The organism is Salmonella sp. A1325, assembly GCF_056991255.1.
Map to the genome: position 1 here is coordinate 91,774 of NZ_JAMLWO010000006.1, position 18,318 is coordinate 110,091.

Here is an 18,318-nt window from a genome sequence, read left to right on the forward strand (position 1 = left end):
CACCTCGTCCGGGTCGATTTCCTGCTTACTCCTGGTCGCCCAGAAGTACGGATTCCAGTGCGATTTTGATCATGTCGTTGAAGGTCGTCTGACGCTCAGCGGCAGTGGTCTGCTCGTGGGTACGGATGTGGTCGGACACGGTGCAGATGGTCAGCGCTTTCGCGCCAAACTCAGCTGCTACACCGTAGATACCCGCCGCTTCCATCTCAATGCCCAGAATGCCGTATTTTTCCATCACGTCGAATATTTCGCCGTCCGGAGAATAGAACAGGTCTGCGGAGAACAGATTGCCTACGCGCGTGTCTACGCCCAGCGCTTTTGCTGCGTCAACCGCGTTACGCACCATGTCGAAGTCGGCGATAGCCGCGAAGTCATGATCTTTAAAACGGATACGGTTCACTTTGGAGTCAGTGCAGGCCCCCATACCGATCACCACGTCGCGCAGTTTGACGTCCATACGCACAGCGCCGCAGGAGCCGACGCGAATGATTTTCTTCACGCCGAAATCGGTGATCAGCTCTTTGGTGTAGATAGAGCAGGACGGGATACCCATACCGTGGCCCATCACGGAGATCTTACGGCCTTTGTAAGTCCCGGTGAAACCTAACATGCTGCGAACGTTGTTCACTTCACGCACGTCTTCGAGGAAAGTTTCCGCAATATATTTCGCACGCAGCGGGTCGCCCGGCATCAAAACGACGTCAGCAAAATCGCCCATTTCTGCATTAATATGTGGGGTAGCCATTATTATTTCCTTTTAATTAATCAAACACCTTTACCAGGCGTTGGCCGGATAAGCGTAGCGACATCCGGCAATATATTCATAGCGAGCGCCTGATGGCGGCAGTGCCTTATCAGGCTTACAGATTGCAACACGGTTTTAAAGCATGTTTTTGCCGTAGTCCATCGGCGAAGTGCCAAAGTAGGTCGCCAGCGTCTGGCCGATATCCGCAAAGGTTTCACGGTGACCTAAAGAGCCCGGTTTTACTTTCGGACCGTAGATCAGCACCGGAATGTGCTCACGGGTATGGTCAGTACCGGTCCAGCTCGGGTCACAGCCGTGGTCAGCGGTCAGGATCAGAATGTCATCTTCACCCACCAGCTCCATCAGCTCCGGCAGACGGCGGTCAAACAGCTCCAGACCTGCGGCGTAGCCCGCGATGTCGCGACGGTGGCCCCAGGAAGAGTCGAAGTCGACGAAGTTAGTGAAGACGATGGTTTTATCGCCCGCTTCTTTCATCTCTTTGAGGGTCGCGTCGAACAGCGCGTCCAGACCGGTCGCTTTCACTTTCTTAGTGATGCCGCAGTTGGCGTAGATGTCGGCAATCTTACCGACGGACACCACGTGGCCCTGTTTTTCATCGACCAGTTTCTGCAGCACGGTCGGCGCTGGCGGTTCAACGGCCAGGTCGTGACGGTTACCGGTACGCTGGAAGTTACCGGCCTTGTCGCCGATAAACGGACGCGCGATCACGCGGCCAATGTTGTAGCCGCCTTCGGTCAGCTCTTCACGGGCGATTTCGCACAGCTCGTAGAGTTTATCCAGGCCAAAGGTCTCTTCGTGGCAGGCAATCTGGAACACGGAGTCAGCGGAGGTGTAGAAAATCGGCTTGCCGGTTTTCATGTGCTCTTCGCCGAGCTGGTCCAGAATAACGGTGCCGGAAGAGTGGCAGTTACCGAGATAGCCCGGCAGGTTGGCGCGTTTTACCAGCTTATCCAGCAGTTCCTGCGGGAAGCTGTTTTCGTGATCGCTGAAATAGCCCCAGTCGAATAGCACCGGTACGCCGGCGATTTCCCAGTGGCCGGACGGCGTATCTTTGCCGGAGGACAGTTCGTGCGCCCATGCGTATGCGCCAATAACGTCCGCGTTGCCGTCCATGCCGGCGGCAATTTTACCGGTAGAGCCTTCATGCGCTTTCACCAGACCCAGACGAGTCAGGTTAGGCAGATTCAACGGGCCCTTACGGCCATTGTCAGCTTCGCCATTGGCGCAAGCTTCTGCGATGTGGCCCAGAGTGTCGGAACCTACGTCGCCAAAACGATCCGCGTCTTCAGTAGCGCCGATGCCGAATGAGTCCAGCACCATAATAAATGCACGTTTCATATCTTCTCCGTACTTAGTGCTTCAAAAATAATTGATCAGATCAGTATACAACTATTCAGTAATTCGGCGATAGACCGAAGGTGTGCTTGCTGGCGCTTTATCGTCAAGGATAATTGCCGCTTTGACGGCCTTCGCCGCTTCCTGCCAACTGGCTTCGTCTTTGGCATGAACCACCGCCAGCGGGCGCTGCCCGTCGATGCTGTCGCCCAGACGGGCCATGTCGGTAAAGCCAACGCTGTAATCAATGGTGTCAGACGCCTGACGACGGCCGCCGCCCATCGAGACGACCGCCATCCCCAGCGCACGCGTATCCATTGCGCTGATAAACCCTTCGGTATCAGCATATACCGCTTTGCTCAACATGGCGGTCGGCAGGTATTTATCGTAATTCTCAACGAAATCGCTCGGCCCTTTCTGCGCGGCCACCATACGACCAAAGACTTCTGCCGCTTTACCGTTATCCAGCACCGCCTGCAGTTTGGCACGCGCTTCGGCGTCGTCTTTCGCCAGCTGGCCGGAGATCAGCATCTCCACACATAGCGCCATAGTGACGTCAAACAAGCGCGGATTGCGGTATTCACCGGTCAGGAACTGCACGGCTTCACGCACTTCCACCGCGTTACCGGCGCTTGAAGCCAGCACCTGATTCATATCGGTTAACAACGCCGTAGTGCGAACTCCCGCGCCGTTTGCCACGCCGACAATCGCTTCAGCAAGGGCTTCAGAAAGTTCATAGGTTGGCATAAACGCGCCGCTGCCGACTTTGACGTCCATTACCAGCGCATCCAGCCCTTCGGCCAGTTTCTTGGCGAGGATGGAACCAGTGATCAGCGGAATAGAGTCCACCGTCGCGGTAATATCGCGGGTGGCGTAAAAACGTTTGTCCGCCGGTGCAAGCGAGCTGGTTTGCCCAATAATCGCCACACCCACGTCTTGAATAATTTCGCGGAAACGGTTGTCGTCCGGGAAGATATCGAAGCCCGGGATCGCTTCCAGTTTGTCGAGCGTACCGCCGGTATGTCCGAGGCCGCGACCGGAGATCATCGGCACATAACCGCCGCAGGCCGCTACCATTGGCCCCAACATCAGAGACGTCACGTCCCCTACGCCGCCGGTCGAATGCTTATCGACAATCGGGCCATTGAGATTCAGGCTTTTCCAGTCAAGGACAGTACCGGAATCCCGCATCGCCATGGTCAGCGAAACACGCTCCGGCATGGTCATATCGTGGAAGAAGATGGTCATCGCCAGGGCGGCAATCTGCCCTTCAGAGATAGTATTGTCACGAATACCATTGATAAAGAAACGAATTTCTTCGTCACTCAACGCATGACCATCACGCTTTTTACGAATAATTTCTTGTGCGAGAAACACGGTACCCTCCTGAGGGAAAAGAGTAGAAGGCTTACATCGCCGGATGGCGGCTAACGCCTTATCCGGCCTACAGGCCTGGATTTGTAGGCCGGATAAGCGCAACGCCATCCGGCAAATCAGAGCTTAGTAGCTGCTGGCGCTCTTACCGTCGCCGTGACCCAGCGCTTTCAGCAGGCTTGCCAGCAGGCTGGATGCGCCAAAGCGGTAGTGACGAGAATCTGCCCAGTCAGCGCCAAACAGTTCGTCTGCAATCGCGAGGAATTTCTGCGCGTCTTCCGCCGTACGTACGCCGCCCGCCGGTTTGAAGCCAACGGTTTTGGAAACGCCCATGTCGCGGATCACTTCCATCATGATGCGCGCGCTTTCCGGCGTAGCGTTTACCGGCACTTTACCGGTAGAGGTTTTGATGAAATCCGCACCGGCTTTGATGGAGATTTCAGAGGCTTTACGAATCAGCGCCTCTTCTTTCAGCTCGCCGGTTTCAATGATCACTTTCAGCAATACGTTCGCTGCGGCACAAGCGTCTTTACAGGCTTTTACCAGGTCAAAACCCACCTGCTCGTTACCGGCGATCAACGCGCGGTACGGGAATACCACGTCCACTTCGTCAGCGCCGTAGGCGATCGCCGCACGGGTTTCCGCCAGCGCAATATCGATGTCATCATTGCCATGCGGGAAGTTAGTCACCGTTGCAATGCGGATGTCCGGCGTACCTTGTTCTTTCAGAGTTTTACGCGCAATCGGGATAAAACGCGGGTAAATACAAATCGCCGCCGTATTCCCGACCGGGGTTTTTGCCTGATGACACAACGCGATCACTTTTTCATTGGTGTCGTCATCGTTCAGAGTGGTCAGATCCATCAGTTTGAGCGCACGCAGGCTGCTTGCTTTTAAATCAGTCATGACATTCTCCAACGGCATTGCCGTATAAAATTTCACCTTGCGAGTCTGTTAATATTCTAACATTCAATCGCGTTTACACTTCGATATACATCACAGTTAATGAAAACTACGTACAAATTTGCATTACTGTAATGAGATCTGAATCAAATTATCCCGCCGTCACCGCCTGTTCTTCGAGCGATAAGCGCATCAGGATCAAAGTCGGTTTGCCGCCATTTTCTACAATAGCGCATCGTCCCGGCATAAAGAGGAAACGAAGATGCCTGCCTCATGCGAAACTGCGCTCCAGCAGCGTTGCCAGCAAATTGTGACCAGCCCGGTGCTCACGCCTGAACAAAAACGCCATTTTCTGGCGCTGGAAGCTGAAAACGCCCTGCCTTATCCCCCCCTGCCGGAAGATGCCCGCCAGGCGCTGGATGAAGGCGTCATTTGCGATATGTTTGAGGGGCACGCCCCCTTCAAACCGCGCTACGTGTTGCCCGATTACGCCCGATTTCTGGCTAACGGTTCACAGTGGCTGGAACTGGAAGGCGCGAAAGATCTGGATGATGCGTTATCCCTACTCACCATTCTGTATCATCACGTTCCTTCCGTGACGTCCATGCCGGTTTATCTCGGCCAGCTTGATGCGTTGCTGCAACCGTATGTTAGAATTCTAACACAAGATGCGATCGATATTCGAATAAAACGTTTCTGGCGTTATCTCGACAGAACGCTGCCAGACGCCTTTATGCATGCCAATATTGGCCCTGCCGATACGCCTGTCACACGAGCGATTTTGCGCGCTGATGCCGAGCTAAAGCAGGTGGCGCCTAACCTGACGTTTATCTACGATGCGGAAATTACGCCGGACGATCTGCTGCTGGAGGTCGCCAAAAACATTTGCGAATGTAGTAAGCCACACATTTCCAATGGCCCTGTAAATGATAAAATTTTCACAAAAGGCCATTATGGCATCGTCAGTTGTTATAACTCGCTACCGCTTGGCGGCGGCGGCAGTACGCTGGTACGTCTCAACCTGAAAGCCGTGGCAGAACGCAGTACGTCTGTCGATGACTTCTTTTCACGCACGCTACCGCACTACTGCCGACAGCAGATCGCCATCATTAATTCACGATGTGAATTCCTCTATGAAAAGTCACATTTCTTTGAGAATAGCTTTCTTGTACAGGAAGGTTTGATCGATCCCGAACGTTTTGCGCCGATGTTCGGTATGTACGGGCTGGCGGAAGCCGTGAATCTGCTGTGCGAAAACGCGGGCCTAAACGCCCGTTACGGCAAGAATGAAACGGCGAACGAGCTGGGCTACCGTATTAGCGCCCAACTGGCGGATTTCGTCGAAAATACGCCAGTGAAGTATGGCTGGAAGCAACGGGCGCTGCTCCATGCCCAGTCTGGCATCAGTTCCGATATTGGCACTACGCCGGGCGCACGTCTGCCGTATGGCGATGAACCGGACCCTATCACCCATTTGCAAACCGTCGCGCCGCACCATGCCTTTTATCATGCCGGGATCAGCGACATTCTGACGCTGGACGAAACCATCAAGCGTAATCCGCAGGCGCTGGTTCAGCTTTGTCTTGGCGCGTTCAAAGCCGGGATGCGGGAATTTACCGCCAATGTCAGCGGCAACGATCTGGTGCGCGTCACCGGTTATATGGTGCGCCTGTCGGATCTGGCGAAATTTCGCGCCGAAGGCTCGCGCACGAATACCACCTGGCTGGGAGAAGAAGCCGCACGTAATACCCGCATCCTGGAACGACAGCCACGCGTAGTCAGCCATGAACAACAGATGCGCTTTAGTCAGTAAGATCATTGCGTTTTCCTGCGTCGATGGGCCAGGCAGCCGCCTGGCATTATTCTTACAGGGCTGCAATTTGCGCTGTAAGAATTGCCATAACCCGTGGACGATGGGACGCTGTAACGACTGCGGGGAATGCGTATCGCAGTGTCCGCATCACGCCCTCAGCGTTGATGGCGGGAAAGTGGTATGGCGGTCGGACGTCTGCGAGCAGTGCGATACCTGCCTGAAAATGTGCCCACAGCGGGCAACGCCAATGGCGCAAACCATGAGCGTTGACGATGTGCTGCGTCATATTCGTAAAGCATCGCTGTTTATTGAAGGTATTACCGTCAGCGGCGGAGAGGCGACCACGCAATTACCGTTTATTGTGGCGCTATTTACGGCGATCAAAGCCGATCCGCAGTTACAACGGCTGACCTGTCTGGTGGACAGTAATGGTCAGTTAAGCGAGACCGGCTGGCAGAAACTACTGCCGGTTTGCGACGGCGTAATGCTCGATCTGAAAGCCTGGAAGAGCGAGTGTCATCACCGTCTGACCGGACGTGATAACACGCATATTAAGCACAGTATCCGCTTTCTTGCTGCGCGGGGAAAACTGGCGGAGCTGCGGTTGCTGGTTATCCCGGGTCAGGTGGACTATGCGGCGCATATCGATTCACTGGCGGCGTTTATTACTTCGCTGGGCGAGGTTCCGGTGCGCCTGAATGCCTTTCATGCGCATGGCGTCTATGGCGAAGCGAAAGCCTGGCCAGGCGCGACGCCGCAAGAGGTGGAACGGCTGGCTGACGGATTGCGCGCGCGTGGGGTGGCGAAGCTGATTTTGCCGGCGCTATATTTGTAAGCGTCACCTGCCGGATGGCGGCTGCGATGCCCTCAGAGCCGAAACAAGGTAATGGTATTGCGATACAGCGTATCGGCTATCACCTCTGCGGGCTCCGGACGTAATTCGCAGAGCGCATCAAATACGCGCGCCGCCTGCTCCGGGCGATTCGGCTGCCCCTGAAACCCCTTTAGCGGCATATCCGGCGCATCGGTCTCCAGCAACAGCGCGTCCAGCGGCAACCGCGCCATAACATCACGGGTTTTACTGGCGCGCGGGTAGGTGATGGTGCCGCCGACGCCGATTTTATAGCCCAGTCGCACAAAGCGTTCGGCCTGTTGCAGACTGCCGGCAAAACCATGCACCACGCCGGTTCGCGGCAGATCCTGGCGCTTTAAATGCATCGCCAGTTTGTCATGCGTGCGCCGCGAGTGCAGGATCACCGGCAGATCGTAGCGTTTTGCCAGTTGCAGTTGCGCGTCTAAAAATCGCTCTTGCCTGGCGAACTGCGGATCGTCGCGATAAAGATCGAGACCGATCTCGCCTACCGCCACGACGTTCTGTTGTTGCGCCAGCGCCTGTTGCAGCTTATCAGGATCGTCATCGGCATGACGCTCAATCACAATGGGGTGCAATCCCAGCGCAGCATAAAGCGACGGGAAACGCGCCGCCAGCGCCAGCACGCGGGGAAAGTGCGCCGCCTCGGTCGCCGGCACGATGATTTTTTCAACGCCCGCCTCACAGGCACGCTGAATACTGGCGCGCTCATCGCCCGTAAAGGGCGGGAAATCAAAATGGCAGTGTGTATCGATAAAGCGCCAGCTCACGCCAGATCCTCGTCGGTAAATGTGGTGTCGTTTGCCTGCGGCGCGCTAATGACCTCCGCCACATGCGTATCATTGGCCACCGGCGCCGGAGGCACGACCACCGTTTCCGGCATGGCAATCCGCGACGTATGGCGCAAGAGAGGCGGCGTTGCGGCGAGCAATTTACCAACGGTGGCAAGGAAATAACGCCCGCATAATTGCCCGGTTTTGTAATCCTCACGCAGCGCCGGGATACGGCTGCCCAGCGCCATGCTGTGCAGCGGTTTCGGCGGATAAATTTCAATGATCCGCAGCTTACCCGGCGGCTTTTCAATAAATTGTTGGATCGCGCTGTAGGACGTTTCATGATGCTGCACCAGGTTGACCAACGGCTGTAGACTGCTCTCTCCCAGCCAGCGCTCCATACGCTTAAACCACTGCGGCGTGTAATACATTTGCGAGGGTACGGTGCGGATCACCACAATGGTTTTCGCCCCCCGCTTTGCCGCCTCCTGAACCGGAATGGCGTCGCTAATGCCACCGTCCAGATAGTTGATGCCCTCTAACGTAACACCGGTACGGTAGAAACCCGGTATGGCGCTGGAGGCGCGAATGATATCAAGCCAGTTTTGTTTTGTCGGCGAGAAATAGCCCGGCGTGTAATCATCCCCCCGGCAGGCGCACATATAAAAGGATTTTCCGCTGTCGAACAGGCGCGCTGCGGTATCCATTTGCAGCGGCATTCGGGCGGCGGTGGACTCCACCAGCCAGTCGAGGTCAATAAGGTTTCCTCCGCGTACAAATCGCAGCGGATCAAAAAATTCGCGCCTGGTGGTATAGCGCATAATGACTTTACGCCCGTAGCCGGGCTGGTTGCAGAGATACGCCGAGAGATTTTGCGCACCGGCTGATGTGCCGAAGTAGAGATGGAAAGGATTAAACTGCGCACGCATAAACTCATCCAGCACGCCTGCGGTAAAGATGCCCCGCTGCCCCCCGCCCTCGCAGACCAGCGCCATACGGCCTGGCCGGAACGGTGTTAATGATAACGGCGCAATATTGCCGAGCGTAACCGGTATTCGCTGGCCCACCTCTGCCTTCCTGTTTTTCATTTTTTTCCAGGCTGACAAGGTAACGCAAAACGTTAACGGCTAAAACCGTAAAAGCCAGTCCGCTGGACTGGCTTGATAGCAATATATCTTTACAGATGCCTGCTAGGGTCGTTTACGGCCCATGAACAGGCTGACCAGGAAGAGCACGATCCCGACAACGAAGACGATTTTCGCCGCGCCGGCAGCCGTACCAGCCAGTCCACCAAAACCCAATGCGGCGGCAATTAACGCGATAACCAGAAATATAATGCCCCAACGAAACATAAGCCTCTCCTTTACCATAGTTAATGTCGACCGCTAAATATGAGCGCTCAGGCTACTCATTCGCGATATTTTTAGTGTGGTGCACATTACGCCTCCCGACAAACGTCGGGAGGACGAATTACTGAACTTTCAGATCGTTTTTAACACTTTTTACGCCATCAACGGCTTTCGCGATGCTTTCAGCGCGGTCGCTTTGTTCCTGAGTTTCAACGGTACCGGAGAGCTGTACGACGCCATCGGTCGTTTCCACTTTTACTTTACGGGAAGGGACGAGATCGTCCGCCAGCAACTTGGCTTTGACTTCACTGGTCGTGGCCGTATCGCCGGCATAACCTTTCACGGAACCTTCTTTATTGTCGCGAACGTGAAGTTTGTCGCTAACGGAGGTCACGCCTTCTACGCCTTTCGCCACTTTCACGGCGGCTTCAGCCTGCGCCTGGCTTTCTACAAAGCCGCTCAGGGTGACGACTTTCTGATTGGTTTCGACAGAAATATCGGTGCTTTTAATATTGTCATGGTCTACCAGCGCAGCTTTTACTTTCGCAGTGATGGCGCTGTCATCCATGAAGTTACCGACTTTATTCATAGAGCTATCGACTTTTTGCCCTGCGGTTTCGGTTCCGCTTTGCGCCTTGTCCGTTGTTGCGTTTTCTGCAAAGGCAGAACCTGTCGCAACAGCAGAGGTCAACATTACGGCCAGCAGAGTTTTAGAAATCTTCAGTCTTGTCATAGTCATCGATTTTGTCCTGTATAGTTTGCTCGTAATTTGAGCTCAGGCAACACGAGGTTGCATTGCTGAATGCGGTGAAACTCACCGGTTTCTGAAGTCAATGACTGGCATCACATTCGTGAATTTGTAACGACGCGTCGCCTGCCACCCTTCCGTTTCAGTTATTAATATCGTGACTGAAACAAATCTCAGCTTTAAGCTCTCATATTCACGCATTGAACAGGCATTAAAGCCGACATTTATGTCATCACTTTGTTAAATATAGATCACAATTTTAAAATCGCTTGTCGGTGCGTATAAAAAACAGGCAGATCGGAGAAAAAACGCGGGATTTAAGAACATTCCGTAAGCGGTTAAAAAGGCAGGGAAAGTACGAAGGCGCGGCGGATGCCGCGCCCGGAAAGGGATCAGTGTTCGCGCGTTTTACGGAACTGAACGTCAGGGTAACGTTCCTGGGTCAGGTTCAGGTTAACCATCGTGGGGGCGATATAGGTGAGGTTGTCGCCGCCATCCAGCGCCAGCTGCGTTTCATTCTTACGCTTAAACTCTTCGAATTTCTTCGCATCGGCGCTTTCCACCCAGCGCGCCGTCGCCACGTTGACGGATTCATAAATCGCCTCAACGTTGTATTCGCTTTTCAGGCGCGCGACAACAACGTCAAACTGCAAAACACCCACGGCGCCGACAATCAGATCGTTGTTGGAGATGGGACGGAATACCTGAACCGCCCCCTCTTCAGAAAGCTGCACCAGCCCTTTCAGTAGCTGCTTCTGCTTGAGCGGATCTTTCAGGCGAATACGACGGAACAGTTCCGGCGCAAAGTTCGGGATACCGGTAAACTTCATCATCTCGCCCTGGGTGAAGGTATCGCCGATCTGAATGGTGCCGTGGTTATGCAGACCCAAAATATCGCCCGGGTACGCTTCTTCAACGTGCGAACGATCGCCCGCCATAAATGTTAACGCGTCGGAAATCACCACATCTTTGCCGGTACGGACCTGGCGTAGCTTCATGCCCTTCTCATACTTACCGGAAACCACGCGCATAAACGCCACGCGGTCGCGGTGTTTCGGGTCCATATTGGCCTGAATTTTAAAGACAAAACCGGTGAACTTCTCTTCTGAGGCTTCCACCGTGCGGGTATCGGTTTGACGCGGCATCGGCGCGGGCGCCCACGCCACTAAACCATCCAGCATATGGTCAACACCAAAGTTACCCAGCGCGGTACCGAAAAATACCGGGGTAATTTCCCCTGCCAGGAACAGCTCTTCATCAAACTCGTTAGACGCGCCCTGCACCAGTTCCAGCTCGTCGCGCAGTTGCTGCGCCAGGTCTTCACCGACGGCGGCGTCCAGATCCGGGTTATTCAGCCCTTTAACGATGCGCACTTCCTGAATGGTGTGGCCCTTACCGGTCTGATACAGATAAGTTTCATCTTTATAAAGGTGATAAACGCCCTTAAACAGCTTGCCGCAGCCAATCGGCCAGGTGATCGGCGCGCAGCCGATTTTCAGCTCATTTTCCACTTCATCCAGCAGCTCCATCGGGTCGCGGATGTCACGGTCGAGTTTGTTCATAAAGGTCAGGATCGGCGTATCGCGCAGACGGGTAACTTCCATCAGCTTACGAGTCCTGTCTTCAACGCCTTTTGCGGCGTCGATCACCATCAGACAGCAGTCCACCGCCGTCAGGGTACGGTAGGTATCTTCGGAGAAGTCTTCGTGCCCCGGAGTATCCAGCAGGTTCACCAGACAGTCGTGATACGGGAACTGCATCACCGAGGTGGTGATGGAGATACCACGCTGTTTTTCCATCTCCATCCAGTCAGATTTTGCATGTTGGCTGGAGCCACGGCCTTTTACCGTACCGGCGGTCTGAATCGCCTGTCCGAACAGCAACACTTTTTCGGTAATGGTGGTTTTACCGGCGTCCGGGTGAGAAATAATGGCAAAAGTGCGGCGTTTGGCCACCTCTTGCAAATAAGGAGACAACGTCATAGTCAAATCTTCTTGAGTAAGCGCGGCGTTTGACCACGCATGTTGAATACGAAAAATGCGGCTATTTTACCCATCAACCTGGGGGAGGCAATCAGTGTTTACACAGGAGCTGCTCCAGTTCGCTTAATGACGCCACAGTCCAGGTTGGATGAATACCCGCGGGCTGCTCGCGATGATGCGCGTTAAGCCAGCAGGTCGACAGTCCGGCGTTAATGCCGCCAAGAATATCGGATTCCGCGGTATCGCCAACCATTAATACGCGCGAGCGGTCAGGGTTCCCCGCCTGCTCCAGGGCGTAGTTAAAGATTTTCGGATCGGGCTTCGCGACGCCAACCTGCTCGGAAATCACCAGCAGATCGAAATACTCGCGCAGCCCGGTGCGCTCCAGACGAGTTTGTTGTAGCGCGGTAAAACCGTTAGTAATAATACCGATTTTAGCCTGCCCGCGAATCGCATTAAGTAGCGAAACGGCGCCCGGCAAAGGAGAACAGATCTCCGCCATCGCACTAATAAAAGCGTCATTCAGCAGCCCCGGCGCAACGTTTAGCCGTTCAGCCCAACTTTGAAAACGCGCGTGCTGCAATTGTAATGAGGTAATCGCGCCGTTCTGGTAATCCACCCATAGCGGCTTATTCACGGCCTGGTAATCCTGGAAATCCTCAGCGGTAAAGGTGACGCTATAGTCAAGGAACATCCGCTGTAAGCCGGTGAAAGAATCAAACGTAAACAGCGTTTCATCGGCATCAAAGAAAATCCAGTCCCACTTCATCATTACACCTTGCCTCTGTTATTACATGCTTATCGGTAACGCCATGATGATGGCGTCCTCATGCCCTTGTGCCGTGGGATAGTAATTGCGGCGAATCGTCGCCTCGTTAAACCCCAGACTTTCATACAGCGCGATGGCGGCAGCGTTAGAGGCGCGTACCTCCAGCCATAGCGTTACAACCCCACGTTTTTCCAGTTCATCAATCAGATGCTCAAGCAGCATACGCCCCAGCCCCCGACGCTGAAAATCCGGATCGACGGCAATATTGAACAGCGTCGCTTCGTCCAGCACCACCTGTGTAATAGCAAACGCGGCCATTCTGTCATCAGCGGTCAGCTTAAGGTTGAGATACCGTTCGCCCTGGTTGCCGAAAAACGTTTTTTCGCTCCACGGAAACGCATGAGCGCGTTGCTCAATCTGCCAGGCTGCGGGGAGATCGGTCGTGCTGAGGATAGAAATCGTGTTCATGTTCGCAGATTTGTTGCCATAGTGCGGCGCGTGCCGCCGGGTTTGCCCGGAGTTCATTAAACGCCGGCGTCGTGACCTGAGCGCCTTCGAGTTGGAGCGGCGCGTCAGTTCCTAACCGCCAGCTATTACAACGGCTGCCCTGCGGCAGCATGGCGACGCGCTCAGGCGCCAGGGATAAAACCTGATCGGGACTCACGGTCAACGCGCGTAAAATATCGCGCATTAGCGGCTCGTTCAGCGCGGGTAATTCCTCTGCAACCACGATCAGACGAACGTGCGCGGGAAGGGAAATCGCAATCTCGCCTTGTAGCGCGCCAGGACGTCGCAGCGCCCACTGCGTAATACCCAGTTGCTGTAACTGCCAGTCTCGTCGGGATGTCATAGCGAAACGCTCCTGTAATCAGGGGCGCAAATATAGCAAATCTGTCGAATCTCCGCCATCAAACTACTATAATCGCCGCCAGTCTGAATTAAGGAGCATTCCATGTCTGCTTTTACCCCGGCAAGTGAAGTCTTGCTGCGCCACAGTGATGATTTCGAACAAAGCCGTATTCTTTTTGCCGGAGATTTGCAGGATGACCTGCCCGCGCGCTTTGAATGCGCCGCCAGCCGCGCGTATACGCAACAGTTTCACCACTGGCAGGCGTTAAGCCGCCAGATGGGCGATAACGTCCGTTTTAGCCTGGTCGCGCAAGCCAGCGATGTCGCTGACTGCGATACGCTGATCTACTACTGGCCGAAAAATAAACCCGAAGCGCAGTTCCAGTTGATGAATATTTTGTCGCTGATGCCGTCGGGCGTCGATGTTTTCGTCGTGGGGGAAAACCGCAGCGGCGTGCGTAGCGCCGAACCGATGCTGGCGGACTATGCGCCGCTGAACAAAGTAGATAGCGCGCGACGTTGCGGCCTTTACCATGGTCGTCTGGAAAAGCAGCCGCAGTTTAGTCTTGAATCCTGGTGGGCCGCGTACAACATCGACGGGCTGACCATCAAAACGTTGCCGGGCGTATTCAGCCGCGACGGACTGGATGTTGGTAGCCAACTGCTGCTATCTACGCTGACGCCGCACACCAAAGGTAAAGTGCTGGATGTCGGCTGCGGCGCTGGCGTGCTTTCCGCCGCGCTGGCCAGCCATTCTCCGAAAGTGCGCCTGACGCTGTGTGACGTCAGCGCTCCGGCGGTGGAAGCCAGCCGCGCCACGCTTGCCGCTAATGGCCTTGAAGGCGAGGTATTCGCCAGCAACGTCTTTTCGGAAGTCAAAGGACGTTTTGACATGATCATCTCCAACCCGCCGTTCCACGACGGAATGCAAACCAGCCTCGATGCGGCGCAAACGCTCATTCGTGGCGCAGTGCGCCATCTGAACAGCGGCGGAGAGTTACGCATCGTGGCGAACGCCTTTCTGCCCTATCCTAAGATTCTGGATGAGACTTTTGGCTTCCATGAAGTCATCGCGCAAACCGGGCGCTTTAAGGTTTATCGTACCGTGATGACCCGTCAGGCGAAGAAATAGCTGGCCTGATAAGCGCAGCGCCATCTGGTTGCATGTGCCGGATGGCGACGCCAGGCGTCTTATCCAACCTACGTCTCGCGCCCATTTTTGCAGCAATCAATCTGTCCCATGCAATTAACTATTGACGAATAGCTGAAAACCACTAGAATGCGCCTCCGTGGTAGTGATTCTTTTCAAGAATCGATGGTATGCGAAGGTGGCGGAATTGGTAGACGCGCTAGCTTCAGGTGTTAGTGTCCTTACGGACGTGGGGGTTCAAGTCCCCCCCCTCGCACCAAAACCACGTTGATATTGCTCGCACTGGGCGAAGGTGGCGGAATTGGTAGACGCGCTAGCTTCAGGTGTTAGTGTTCTTACGGACGTGGGGGTTCAAGTCCCCCCCCTCGCACCAACGAGGCGATATCAAAAAGTAAGATAACTGTGCGAAGGTGGCGGAATTGGTAGACGCGCTAGCTTCAGGTGTTAGTGTCCTTACGGACGTGGGGGTTCAAGTCCCCCCCCTCGCACCAATTATCTTATCCTTCCTTTGTCTCTTCATTTTCATCCCTGATTCCAGTTCATCATTGCCAACATCATGCCGCCAATAAGCGCCATACACGATGGCAGCAATACAAAATGCCGTAATTGTTTGTGATACAACATCAACGCAGACAGTAGCAATCCTGATACAATCAACAGCTTCAGCGCATAAGCTGACAGGCCGATAAACGCCAGTCCAACGATAATCACTCCAGGCAATAACACGCCCCATCCGCTGCCTAACGTCCGCTGCAACATGGTTTCACCTCTGGAATTGATAATGATAACCAATATCATATGATATATTTTCTCATTTGTCAGCCAGGGAGAAAGCTAAAGAGATGAGTTTTACTTAACGGTTGATGACACGTATTCAGTAAGGTGATAAATTGTCCGACTGTTAACGTAAAAACAACAACACCTCGCTTTAGGCGACCTTTTCTCATACGTTATTTTCATGTTGGCGCCCGATTCCGTGTATATCACCGATAAATAACGACAATTACCCATGACAACACCATCCTGGCGGTCGCTTCGTATTAAGAAGTATCAGTTTTCTTTACGTCTTTTCTTGTTTCTCAACGCCGTGTCGGCGCTATTTACTCTCGTTTTCCCCCTTTATCAGATCAATGTATTTTGCACGCCAATGATAGGGATAGTGGTCCTGAGCGTATTACTGTTGATATGGCATGGGAAATATGGGCAAAAAAGAATTAATCTCCCCTTTATCTCCCTACTCTTTGGGGGAATATGGGCGGCGCATATTGCGCTAAAGTATCCGGCGTTAGGCCATTATGATTTCTCTTTTTTACTGATTTCCCTGCTTAGCGTTCTGTTTATCGGCTCGATAGCCTTTGCCGCGAATATCGTCGCGTTTACGCTCTATTCGCTACCGCCAGTCGCGGTCTGCCTGTGGCTGAACGGTAATGAACAAGGTTTGCGAATTCTCTATTTGCTGGCCCTGCCAATGGTGGGAATCGCTATTCAACATGTTATCCAGAAACGCTACGATAATTTTGCCCAACAGCTCATGTTTAAGCTGCTGGCCGAGCGGGAAACCCTCAATGGCCTGAGTATGCTTGATCCATTAACCGGCTTATATAACCGCCGTGGCCTGCAAAATCGGCTGGATACGTTACAGGCGCCGGGCAGCCATGAACACTACGTCCTGCTATTGGATATCGATCATTTCAAAGCGTACAACGATCACTACGGTCATATGATGGGCGATCAGGCGTTAATTCGCGTCTCAGCGGCAATTCGGGACGCCGTGCGATCGCGCGATGTCGTCTGCCGTTTTGGCGGGGAAGAATTTCTGGTGTTGCTGACCACCGCCGAACCACAGCAAGCCCGCGCTACCGCAGAACGTATCCGACAGGAAGTATACGATCTTAAAATCCCGCATATGTTTAACGAAAGCGTCGCCACCAATGTCACTGTCAGTATCGGCATTGCGCCCCTGACGGATCGCAATATCGGAGACGCTATCGAAAAAGCGGATAAAGCGCTCTACGAAGCCAAGCATCTTGGACGTAACCACATTCTGGTCAGCGACGACATGCGCGCCCTATGAATCCTGCTGGCGTAATCGTGCTACGCCAACAGCGTTAACCATAAACCGCTTGCCATCGTTTATCGCTATCGATAGGATTAGCAATCATTATCATTTAGATTAACATCATTAAACTGCGCTATGGCCTACCGTTCCGCACCGATTGCTGACGATATTATCTGGCGAGCCGCTCCCCAGCCGGAAGACGCCTCGCTGGCGGACGCAGTACGCGAGACGATCGCCTCTACCCGTGAGCACCTGTTGGACTTCATTCGGCTGGATGAAACGCCGCCGCCAACGGCGATGACTCTTGCCCAGTGGACGCGCCCCGCGACGTTTCGTTCATTGCTGGCCGCCTATTCCGATCACATCTATCGCCACACGCCAGGCCTGCCACGTGAAAATAAGCCGTTACTCTCCCTGTGGGCGCAATGGTATATCGGGCTGATGACGCCGCCGCTGATGCTGGCATTACTGACGCAAGCGCGCGCTATCGATGTCTCGGCAGAACATATTCACGTTGAATTTCATGAAACCGGGCGCGCCGCATGTTTCTGGCTTGATGTGCATCAGGATAACCTGACAACGGGGCGTTCCCCGGAAGAACGAATGGAAACGCTGGTAGTCTCCGCACTACAGCCGGTCATTCAGGCGCTGGAGGCGACTGGCGACATCAACGCGAAACTTATCTGGAGCAATACCGGTTATTTAATCAACTGGTATCTGACTGAGATGAAACCGCTGCTTGGCGAAGCCCTGCTGGCAACGCTACGCCAGCGCTGTTTTTTTGAAAAGCAGCTATCCGACGGTCAGGATAACCCGCTGTGGCGGACCGTCGTAATGCGCGACGGTCTTCTGGTACGCAGAACCTGCTGTCAACGTTACCGCTTACCTGATGTACAGCAGTGCGGCGACTGCACGCTAAAGTAAACCGCTTTACGTTACCTTCAGTTATCGTCACGGCTTACTGCTGCTGGCCTGTCACATTATTATATTTACAGCTGCGCTCTCCGTATGCCAAATTACGTTTTGCCATTTTTGGGTCTACCGTGGCTATTGGTAAGGTCTCAGGAGAGAAGAATGAGTCTGCAATCTGTACGGCAATTTCTGGCCGATCATGCTCCCGATATTGAAATTATCGAATTAAATCAAAGTACAGCGACTGTCGAACTGGCAGCCAAAGCGCACAACGTAGAGCCTGGGCAGATAGCTAAAACGCTCTCGCTTAAAGTAAAAGACACTATTATCCTGGTGGTCGCTAAAGGCGATGCCCGCCTGGATAATAAGAAGCTTAAAAGCACTTTCGGCGCAAAAGCCCGTATGTTGAGCAGCGATGAAGTGGTCAATGCAACCGGACATCCTGTCGGCGGCGTATGTCCCTTTGGGCTGGAGCACCCGCTGCCCGTTTATTGCGACATCTCTCTGAAGGGGTATAACGAAGTATTGCCTGCCGCAGGCGCCACGCACAGCGCGGTACGCATCACGCCGGAAAGAATGGCTGAACTGACATCGGCGACCTGGGTTGACGTGTGCCAATAACGTGCCTGACACCCGGACTCCCCGAACAAGCACGACGCATCCGG

General features: G+C 54.0%; 19 protein-coding genes and 3 tRNA genes. 9 read left to right on the forward strand and 13 right to left on the reverse strand.

The features are described from left to right. Positions 1-25: 25 nt before the first annotated feature. The 4 genes from deoD to deoC form a co-directional block, all read right to left on the reverse strand. On the reverse strand, positions 26-745 hold the full coding sequence (gene deoD, locus NAZ64_RS13475; protein ID WP_076936333.1) for a purine-nucleoside phosphorylase: 720 nt from the start codon (positions 743-745) through the stop codon (positions 26-28). Positions 746-880: 135 nt separating this feature from the next. Further along, complete coding sequence (gene deoB / locus NAZ64_RS13480; RefSeq protein WP_000816459.1) at positions 881-2,104, reverse strand: phosphopentomutase; 1,224 nt, start codon at positions 2,102-2,104, stop codon at positions 881-883. Positions 2,105-2,155: 51 nt separating this feature from the next. After that, positions 2,156-3,478 carry a thymidine phosphorylase gene (gene deoA / locus NAZ64_RS13485; protein WP_001647417.1) on the reverse strand — a complete coding sequence of 441 codons (1,323 nt, stop codon included), beginning with the start codon at positions 3,476-3,478 and terminating at the stop codon, positions 2,156-2,158. 123 nt (positions 3,479-3,601) lie between these two features. Beyond that, entirely contained in the window at positions 3,602-4,381 is a 780-nt protein-coding gene (gene deoC / locus NAZ64_RS13490; RefSeq protein ID WP_001519713.1) for a deoxyribose-phosphate aldolase, read from the reverse strand. 259 nt (positions 4,382-4,640) lie between these two features. Between deoC and NAZ64_RS13495 the strand changes: the two genes are divergently transcribed. Continuing rightward, entirely contained in the window at positions 4,641-6,191 is a 1,551-nt protein-coding gene (locus NAZ64_RS13495) for a YjjI family glycine radical enzyme (RefSeq protein WP_001111671.1), read from the forward strand. Next, entirely contained in the window at positions 6,163-7,026 is an 864-nt protein-coding gene (locus NAZ64_RS13500; protein ID WP_023232169.1) for a YjjW family glycine radical enzyme activase, read from the forward strand. The genes NAZ64_RS13495 and NAZ64_RS13500 overlap by 29 nt, the downstream gene beginning before the upstream one ends. Before the next feature lie 32 nt (positions 7,027-7,058). Here NAZ64_RS13500 and NAZ64_RS13505 read toward each other — a convergent pair whose 3' ends face one another. The 8 genes from NAZ64_RS13505 to NAZ64_RS13540 form a co-directional block, all read right to left on the reverse strand. Further along, positions 7,059-7,832, reverse strand: a complete 774-nt coding sequence (locus NAZ64_RS13505; protein ID WP_000119005.1) for a metal-dependent hydrolase — start codon at positions 7,830-7,832, stop codon at positions 7,059-7,061. Further along, positions 7,829-8,902, reverse strand: coding sequence for a patatin-like phospholipase family protein (locus tag NAZ64_RS13510; RefSeq protein ID WP_131046708.1), 1,074 nt, complete (start codon positions 8,900-8,902; stop codon positions 7,829-7,831). Before NAZ64_RS13510 ends, NAZ64_RS13505 begins: the two co-directional genes overlap by 4 nt. Positions 8,903-9,025: 123 nt before the next feature. Next, positions 9,026-9,187, reverse strand: a complete 162-nt coding sequence (locus NAZ64_RS13515; protein WP_000490276.1) for a DUF1328 domain-containing protein — start codon at positions 9,185-9,187, stop codon at positions 9,026-9,028. 118 nt (positions 9,188-9,305) lie between these two features. Next, entirely contained in the window at positions 9,306-9,923 is a 618-nt protein-coding gene (gene osmY, locus NAZ64_RS13520) for a molecular chaperone OsmY (protein WP_000178963.1), read from the reverse strand. 401 nt (positions 9,924-10,324) lie between these two features. Beyond that, the gene (prfC, locus tag NAZ64_RS13525) at positions 10,325-11,914 is read right to left on the reverse strand and encodes a peptide chain release factor 3 (RefSeq protein ID WP_000175965.1); all 1,590 of its coding nucleotides are present in this window, start codon (positions 11,912-11,914) and stop codon (positions 10,325-10,327) included. A 91-nt stretch (positions 11,915-12,005) separates the two neighbouring features. Then, positions 12,006-12,683 (reverse strand): pyrimidine 5'-nucleotidase, encoded by a 678-nt coding sequence (gene yjjG / locus NAZ64_RS13530; RefSeq protein WP_000870686.1) that lies wholly within the window; start codon positions 12,681-12,683, stop codon positions 12,006-12,008. Between the two features lie 21 nt (positions 12,684-12,704). Then, a complete protein-coding gene (rimI, locus tag NAZ64_RS13535; protein WP_001092435.1) occupies positions 12,705-13,151 on the reverse strand; it encodes a ribosomal protein S18-alanine N-acetyltransferase in 447 nt (148 codons plus the stop codon). Next, entirely contained in the window at positions 13,096-13,533 is a 438-nt protein-coding gene (locus tag NAZ64_RS13540; RefSeq protein ID WP_000204003.1) for a DNA polymerase III subunit psi, read from the reverse strand. Before NAZ64_RS13540 ends, rimI begins: the two co-directional genes overlap by 56 nt. 102 nt (positions 13,534-13,635) lie before the next feature. Here NAZ64_RS13540 and rsmC point away from each other — a divergent pair, with 102 nt between their 5' ends. The 4 genes from rsmC to NAZ64_RS13560 all read left to right on the forward strand — a co-directional run bounded on the left by rsmC (position 13,636) and on the right by NAZ64_RS13560 (position 15,173). After that, positions 13,636-14,664: a 16S rRNA (guanine(1207)-N(2))-methyltransferase RsmC gene (gene rsmC / locus NAZ64_RS13545; RefSeq protein ID WP_220569431.1), complete on the forward strand. Its 1,029-nt coding sequence runs from the start codon at positions 13,636-13,638 to the stop codon at positions 14,662-14,664. Between the two features lie 190 nt (positions 14,665-14,854). Next, positions 14,855-14,941 (forward strand) — tRNA-Leu (locus NAZ64_RS13550). Positions 14,942-14,968: 27 nt separating this feature from the next. Next, a tRNA-Leu gene (locus NAZ64_RS13555) sits at positions 14,969-15,055 on the forward strand. Between the two features lie 31 nt (positions 15,056-15,086). Next, a tRNA-Leu gene (locus tag NAZ64_RS13560) sits at positions 15,087-15,173 on the forward strand. 31 nt (positions 15,174-15,204) lie between these two features. On the opposite strand, the gene NAZ64_RS13565 is transcribed toward NAZ64_RS13560, so the two are convergent. Then, positions 15,205-15,441, reverse strand: a complete 237-nt coding sequence (locus tag NAZ64_RS13565; protein ID WP_000941879.1) for a DUF1435 domain-containing protein — start codon at positions 15,439-15,441, stop codon at positions 15,205-15,207. A 250-nt stretch (positions 15,442-15,691) separates the two neighbouring features. On the opposite strand from NAZ64_RS13565, the gene NAZ64_RS13570 reads away from it, so the two are divergent. From NAZ64_RS13570 to NAZ64_RS13580, 3 genes are all read left to right on the forward strand, one after another. Then, positions 15,692-16,756 carry a GGDEF domain-containing protein gene (locus NAZ64_RS13570; RefSeq protein WP_000211207.1) on the forward strand — a complete coding sequence of 355 codons (1,065 nt, stop codon included), beginning with the start codon at positions 15,692-15,694 and terminating at the stop codon, positions 16,754-16,756. Between the two features lie 120 nt (positions 16,757-16,876). After that, positions 16,877-17,665, forward strand: a complete 789-nt coding sequence (gene fhuF / locus NAZ64_RS13575) for a siderophore-iron reductase FhuF (protein ID WP_079944419.1) — start codon at positions 16,877-16,879, stop codon at positions 17,663-17,665. Positions 17,666-17,815: 150 nt separating this feature from the next. After that, entirely contained in the window at positions 17,816-18,274 is a 459-nt protein-coding gene (locus tag NAZ64_RS13580; protein WP_000058271.1) for a YbaK/EbsC family protein, read from the forward strand. The last annotated feature ends 44 nt before the right edge of the window (positions 18,275-18,318 follow it).